We start from the raw sequence: 6,720 nt of genomic DNA, 5'->3' as shown, positions 1-6,720 counted from the left end.
TATTCCGCTGTTCATTGTCATTCGCCTCATCCTGAAAGATATGCATCGGGTCTTTTTATTCTGCCCGTGGTTTTTGCGTGCTGGCTTTCACCGCACAATAAATTCGGACGTTCAACCCGTGAACCGTCCGATTGTCTTTAGCTAGTTTTTGGAGTTTGAAACGCTGACACGCATTTGAAATGAAGACCCGTATTGCGAATGCTCGATCAATGTCACCGTTCTATCCTTCTCAAGTTTTGAGCGCGACAAGACTCACGCCCGGCTCTCGCCAGCGTCGTCAACGCCCTCGATTAATGAAATGCCCCAAATCCGATGGACCTGAGTGCTGACAAAAACTACCCGTTACGCAAACTAGAAATCTGCGCTCACAACCAAAATTTTATAAGCCTGTTAATTGGGTTTTACCCACCCCGTCGATGTCTGAACCTTACAAAAACCTTTGCGGTAAGAGCAAGTGCGAGTCGCGGGATTTTTGATGAAGTAAGGGTTAACAGATTTGCGATTTTTTTAACTGTTGTCGGGGCAAGCGGGAAAAAGCCTTCGGATTCAACGCCTTTTTTAGAGCTCACATTTTGTTGCAGTGCGGAGTCGGGCAACCAAAAAAAATAATAAATATTCGCTTGACAGTAGCTCTGGCCGGAGAATCCGAACCCTTGATTTGATCCGTAGAGGCTACCTTCGCTAAGCTATTGAAAATAAAGAATAAAGAGTGGCTGTCGCTTTCTGTCTAGCATTGCTTGTGACAGGCATATGACATTATCTGTGCAAGCCGTATTGTTTTCCTCTGGAAACGAATTTATTCCCAAAAAATGCCAATAAAAAAACCCGGCTAAGAAATAGCCGGGTTTTTCAAACATAGATGAGAATGACTTTAAGCAGTCATGCCCTTCAGACGCGATGACAGGCGCGATACCTTGCGCGAAGCGGTGTTCTTGTGAAACACACCCTTCGATGCAGCGCGCATCACTTCTGGCTCCACTGCCTTGAAGGCAAGGGTAGCAGCTGCCTGATCGCCACTTGCTACCGCATCTTCGAACTTGCGAAGGAAGGTACGCACGCGCGAACGGCGGGACTTGTTTACTTCGGTGCGGGCTTCGATCTTACGCGCCGCTTTCTTGGCCGAAGGAGTGTTGGCCATGATGCCTCTCTTTTCTGTCAGCTAATCGACAGCTTCAGGCTGTCGTCACAAAATAATAGGGCGGCCAAGGGCCACCGAACGTTGACGGGCTTATAGATGAGGTTTGCTTATGCGTCAACTTGGAATCTGTGAAGAGTTTCTGCAAAATCTCACCTTCCTGCTCGACAGGTTGATCGGTACGCCGAGGCGAGCCCGATCTGCCTGTCCACAATGGTTTCATCTGTCCTTGAAGTTGGCGCTACGTTTTTCGGCAAAAGCGGCCATGCCTTCTTTCTGGTCTTCCAATGCAAACATGGAATGGAACACGCGCCGCTCGAAACGCAAGCCCTCCGCCAGCGTTGTTTCATAGGAACGGTTCACGGTTTCCTTGGTCATCATGACGACCGGCAGCGAGTAGGACGCGATCTTTTGAGCGGCTTTCAAGGCTTCCTCGACAAGTTCATTGGCCGGAACAACGCGGGAAACAAGGCCGCTGCGTTCTGCTTCATTTGCATCCATCATCCGGCCTGTCAGACACATATCCATGGCTTTGGACTTGCCAATGAAGCGCGTCAGCCGCTGTGAGCCACCCATGCCGGGCATTACCCCGAGCGTGATCTCCGGTTGACCGAATTTGGCCGTATCGGCGGCAATAATGAAATCGCACATCATGGCGAGTTCGCAACCGCCACCGAGCGCATAGCCGGCCACTGCTGCAATCATTGGCTTGCGGATACTGGTCACGCGTTCCCAGCCGCTGAAGTAGTCGCCGGTATAGGCATCGGCAAACTGCAATGTCTGCATTTCCTTGATATCGGCACCAGCAGCAAAGGCTTTTTCAGAACCTGTGATGACAATAGCGCCGATTCGGGCGTTGGACTCAAAGAGTTCGAGCGCTGTTGTCAGTTCGGCCAGCAAGTCGGAGTTCAGCGCATTGAGCGCTTTGGGGCGGTTAAGCTGAATAAATCCAACCTTCTCCCGCGTCTCGACGATGATGTTCTCATAGGCCATGAATAAATCTCCTAGTGCTGGCAGACAGGACAATAAAATGTTGAACGGCCGCTTTGGACAATACGCGATATCGTGCCACCGCAACCATTGCGGGGGCAAGGGGAACCTTCGCGATCATAGACAGAAAACGAATGCTGGAAGTATCCAAGCTCACCATTGGTCTGTGCATAGTCCTTAAGGCTGGAACCGCCTGCCTTGATCGCATCGGCTATGACATTGCGAACCGATGTTGCGAGACGATCAGACATGGATGTGGCCTCCCCATCTTTGTCTGCAACACTCCCAGCCATGCGCACGGGAGACAGCTCGGCGCGCCACAGTGCTTCGCACACATATATATTGCCAAGTCCGGCAATGAGCTTCTGGTCCAGCAGAGCTGCTTTCAAGGGGGCTGACTTACCGGCAAAAAGTCTGGCGATCAGTGAGCCGTCGAGACGGTTTCCCGTCGGCTCTGTTCCGAGGTCTTTAATGAGCGGGTGGGCATTGAGCTGATTCGGCTCAGCAAAGAGCATGAATCCGAACCGTCGCGGGTCGTTATAGACGACACGGCGGTTGATACCATCACTTCCGGCAAGATGCAGCACGACATGATCATGGGCTGAAAGTTTTGAGCGCTCATGATGGAAGCTGCCAGGAATATTGCTGCCATCCTCCTGTTCGATACGGTAGGAGCCGGACATCCCAAGATGGCTTATAAGACCAAGGCCGTTATCAAGATGAAAAATGAGATATTTTGCCCTGCGCTCCAAGGATGAGATGCGGTGTCCGGCCAGACGTCCGGCAAAGTTTTCCGGAAAAGGAAAGCGCAGGTCAGGACGCCGCTGCTCCACTTGGCGAATGGTTGCGCCCTCCATTGAGGGTTGCAAGCCCCGCTTTACTGTCTCTACTTCCGGTAATTCAGGCATCGGTGCCCTTCAAAAAGCTCTTTCCGTGGTTGCCGGGAGCAATACCCAAATGCGCCGCAATCGTTTCGCCAATATCTGCAAAGCTGAAGCGAATTCCAAATGAGGCATGGGGCAGGCCAGTTCCGGCACACAGAATCGGAACCCGCTCACGCGTATGATCGGTTCCCTTATAGGTCGGATCACAGCCATGATCGGCCGTCAGGATCATCAGATCACCGGGTTGCAGCTTGCCCAGCGCTTCAGGCAGACGCCGGTCAAAAGCCTCCAGCGCCGCCGCATAGCCCGGAACATCGCGGCGATGGCCGTAAAGCATGTCGAAATCGACAAAGTTTGTGAAAACAAGGTCGCCATCCTTTGCTTCGTCCATTGCTTCCAACGTTTCGTCGAAGAGGGCCATATTCCCATTCGCCTTGCGTACATCGCTCACACCGCGGTGCGCATAGATGTCGCCGATCTTGCCGATTGCAAAGACGGTGCGCCCGGCATCTGTGAGCCTGTCCAGGAGCGTCGGTTCGGGCGGCGGAACGGAGTAGTCACGGCGATTGCCTGTTCGCTCGAAGGTTCGTTTATCTTCTCCAAGAAAGGGCCGAGCTATCACCCGTCCGATATTAAGCGGATCAACCAGCGTGCGCACAATCTGGCAAAGATCGTAAAGTCGCTGAAGTCCGAAATGCGTTTCGTGCGCGGCGATCTGGATCACGCTATCGGTGGATGTATAAAAGATCGGCTTTCCGGTTCGAATGTGCTCTTCACCGAACTCTTCAATAATATCGGTTCCGGAAGCGTGCTTGTCTCCAAGAATCCCGGGTAATCCGGCCTGCTGCGCGGCCGCATTGATAAGGCTTGCCGGAAAAGCGGGAATCGTCTGTGGAAAATAGCCCCAGTTGAATGTCACTGGCACGCCCGCGATTTCCCAATGGCCGGACGGCGTATCTTTGCCGTTGGAGACCTCCTGGGCTGCCCCCCACAGACCGTTAAGTTCTGGAAGTTGCGGTGGCAACTGAAAGCCTGAAGCCAGATTGGCGGCATGAGCCAGCCCAAGAGCAGTGAGATTAGGCAGTAAAAGTGGGCCCGAGCGCAGGCCGGCCTTGTCGCCCCGACCTGCCTCGCAAGCTTCAGCGATATGGCCGTAGGTGTTGGAACCCTCATCGCCAAATGCAGCTGCATCCGGCGCGCCGCCAATGCCAAAACTATCCAGTACGAAAAGAAAAGCGCGAGACATGCCTCACTCCATGAAAATCAGGAACCACAGATAGGTGAAACAGCGCTCAAAGACAAACTGTGGACGCATCGCGCTTTGCAAACGATTCCATTGAAGCAAAAAAGTTATTCTCGGAATTTACTATTCCCTAAGTCTGTTTCTTAAACTGATTGCAATGCCACAACGATATTTTTGGACGATACGATCCAAGAAGATGTGAGACTGAAGATGAAGCGCGGCGCAAATTATTTTCCTGCCATATTGGCCAAGCTTTTCAAGGAAGATTCAGGCGCAACTGTCGTTGAGTACACACTTATAGCGTCCATCATAAGTATCGGTATCCTCGCCGGTGCAAGTTCAATGGGCAAGGCCGTGGATACAGTTTTCAAGAGTGTTACCACTGAAATGACCGCGACCGCCGAGAAATGAAAAGATGATTGAAGCCACAATCCTTATCATTTTCCCGTTTGCCATGGGTTTCGCGGCCGTCTCCGATCTGATTTCCATGACAATCCAAAACCGTGTGTCGATTATACTGCTTGTGTCATTCGTGGTCCTTGCGCCTTTAACTGGCATGGCTTGGGATGCTTACGCCATGCATTTTGTTGCTGGTGCAGTGGTCTTGGCTGCAACGTTCGGGCTTTTCGCTATCGGGACGATGGGTGGTGGTGATGCAAAGCTGATGTCAGCTACCGCTATATGGCTAGGGTGGAATCTCGAACTTGTCAGTTATCTCCTGACGCTCTCGCTATTGGGGGGAATCCTCTCACTCGCAATCCTGACCTATCGCAACTCCCAAACGATTATTGTCTACGCTGCGCGCTTTGCTTTCATGCGGCGCCTCTCCCAGAAGGATGAAGGTATTCCATACGGTGTTGCACTAGGAATGGCTGGACTTATAAGCTATCCGGCATCACCCCTCGGGGCCTGGGTCATTCAACAACTCGTGCATAGCTGATGCCTGGGTCGGAGCCTATTAATCTGGTTGAAACGGTATGAGGCTTCTTCATTCGGATAACCGGAGCAAAGGCGGAGCATGTGGTTCGCGCATAACAATGTCGTTTCAAAACGCAGAAGCCTGATCAGGAGAAGCCTATGACCGCCGAAATTACTGCGAAAAAGTCGCGTGACAGTAAACCGATATGGTTTGTTCGCAAAGGCGAGCTGGAAGCTACCTCTCTTGAGAGTGCAACGCTTGCCTGGGCAAAGGCAAACGGTTTTGAAGGGCAGGCCGGACGTGTGCTGACTGTTCCTGGCCCCAACGGCGAAGTTGCAGGCGCACTCTTCGGTTTGGGTAAGGATGAAAATCGTCTCGCCGCGGGGAAACTTGCAACGGCTCTACCAGATGGAGCCTGGCATATTGCAAATGCCGTCAATGAACCGGATTTGACAGCGCTCAGCTTCCTCCTTGGAGGGTACAAATTCGCCCGCTATAGCAAGAAAGACAAGACAAGCATCAGCCTGACGCTGCCCGAAGGAGCGGACAAGGCAGATGTAAAGCGCTTGGCCAAAGCCGTTGCCCTCGCGCGTGATCTCATCAATACGCCGACCAATGATATGGGCCCGGCAGCGCTTGAGGCCGCAGTCCGCGCCGTGGCCGATGAGCACAAAGCTTCGGTCAATGTCGTAAAGGGCGATGCCCTGTTGAAGAAAAACTTCCCCATGATCCATGCGGTAGGGCGCGCTGGCAGTGAAGAGCCGCGGCTGATTGATCTGCAATGGGGCAAGAAAAGCGCGCCGAAGATTACGCTGGTGGGCAAAGGTGTCTGTTTTGATACGGGCGGTTTGGACATCAAACCGGCCAGCAGCATGCTCCTGATGAAAAAGGATATGGGTGGTGCAGCCAATGTACTGGCGCTTGCGCAACTCATTATGGATGCAAAGTTGCCGGTGCGTCTGCGTCTGTTAATCCCGGCTGTTGAAAACTCGATAGCTGCCAATGCTTTCAGGCCGAGCGATGTGCTGACCAGTCGCAAGGGGCTGACGGTGGAGATCGGCAATACCGATGCCGAGGGCAGGCTGGTTCTGGCCGACGCGCTGGCGCTTGCCGATGAGGAGGAGCCGGAGCTTCTCATCGACATGGCGACCTTGACGGGCGCGGCACGTGTGGCACTCGGGCCGGACCTGCCGCCATTTTACTCCAATGACGATGCTTTTGCCTGGGATGTCACCACCAGTGCAACTGCTGTCGCCGATCCGGTCTGGCGCATGCCGCTTTGGGCACCTTATGACGCGAAGCTTTCTTCCCGTGTGGCAGACATGAACAATGTCACGACGGACGGCTTCGCCGGTTCAATCACGGCCGCCTTGTTCTTGCAGCGCTTTGTCAGCAAGGCAAAGAGTTGGGCGCATTTCGATATATTCGGCTGGAACCCGGTAGAGAAAGCACATGCGCCTATTGGCGGCGAGGCTCAGGCAATCAGAGCGCTTTACCATCTTTTGAAAGAACGCTACCCGGCAAGTTGAGCGGCTTGCATCCCACCTGT

At 53.1% G+C, this 6,720-nt stretch carries 7 protein-coding genes; 3 read left to right on the top strand and 4 right to left on the bottom strand.

Annotated elements, in window-relative coordinates:
* Positions 1-871 precede the first annotated feature (871 nt).
* The 4 genes from rpsT to ACYJL1_RS16840 form a co-directional block, all read right to left on the bottom strand.
* Positions 872-1,138 (bottom strand): 30S ribosomal protein S20, encoded by a 267-nt coding sequence (rpsT, locus tag ACYJL1_RS16855; protein WP_122085637.1) that lies wholly within the window; start codon positions 1,136-1,138, stop codon positions 872-874.
* Between the two features lie 216 nt (positions 1,139-1,354).
* Positions 1,355-2,128: an enoyl-CoA hydratase gene (locus ACYJL1_RS16850; protein WP_460896445.1), complete on the bottom strand. Its 774-nt coding sequence runs from the start codon at positions 2,126-2,128 to the stop codon at positions 1,355-1,357.
* An 11-nt stretch (positions 2,129-2,139) separates the two neighbouring features.
* Positions 2,140-3,033 (bottom strand): bifunctional DNA-formamidopyrimidine glycosylase/DNA-(apurinic or apyrimidinic site) lyase, encoded by an 894-nt coding sequence (gene mutM / locus ACYJL1_RS16845; protein ID WP_460896444.1) that lies wholly within the window; start codon positions 3,031-3,033, stop codon positions 2,140-2,142.
* Positions 3,026-4,255 (bottom strand): phosphopentomutase, encoded by a 1,230-nt coding sequence (locus ACYJL1_RS16840; protein WP_460896443.1) that lies wholly within the window; start codon positions 4,253-4,255, stop codon positions 3,026-3,028. Before ACYJL1_RS16840 ends, mutM begins: the two co-directional genes overlap by 8 nt.
* 207 nt (positions 4,256-4,462) lie before the next feature.
* Between ACYJL1_RS16840 and ACYJL1_RS16835 the strand changes: the two genes are divergently transcribed.
* The 3 genes from ACYJL1_RS16835 to ACYJL1_RS16825 all read left to right on the top strand — a co-directional run bounded on the left by ACYJL1_RS16835 (position 4,463) and on the right by ACYJL1_RS16825 (position 6,700).
* On the top strand, positions 4,463-4,663 hold the full coding sequence (locus ACYJL1_RS16835) for a Flp family type IVb pilin (protein ID WP_460896442.1): 201 nt from the start codon (positions 4,463-4,465) through the stop codon (positions 4,661-4,663).
* A gap of 4 nt (positions 4,664-4,667) precedes the next feature.
* The gene (locus tag ACYJL1_RS16830) at positions 4,668-5,192 is read left to right on the top strand and encodes an A24 family peptidase (protein ID WP_460896441.1); all 525 of its coding nucleotides are present in this window, start codon (positions 4,668-4,670) and stop codon (positions 5,190-5,192) included.
* A gap of 137 nt (positions 5,193-5,329) precedes the next feature.
* Entirely contained in the window at positions 5,330-6,700 is a 1,371-nt protein-coding gene (locus ACYJL1_RS16825) for a leucyl aminopeptidase family protein (RefSeq protein WP_460896440.1), read from the top strand.
* The last annotated feature ends 20 nt before the right edge of the window (positions 6,701-6,720 follow it).

It is taken from the genome of Phyllobacterium sp. K27, assembly GCF_054796155.1.
Note: the sequence above shows the minus strand (reverse complement) of the source record. Positions and strands in the feature narration are given on the sequence as shown.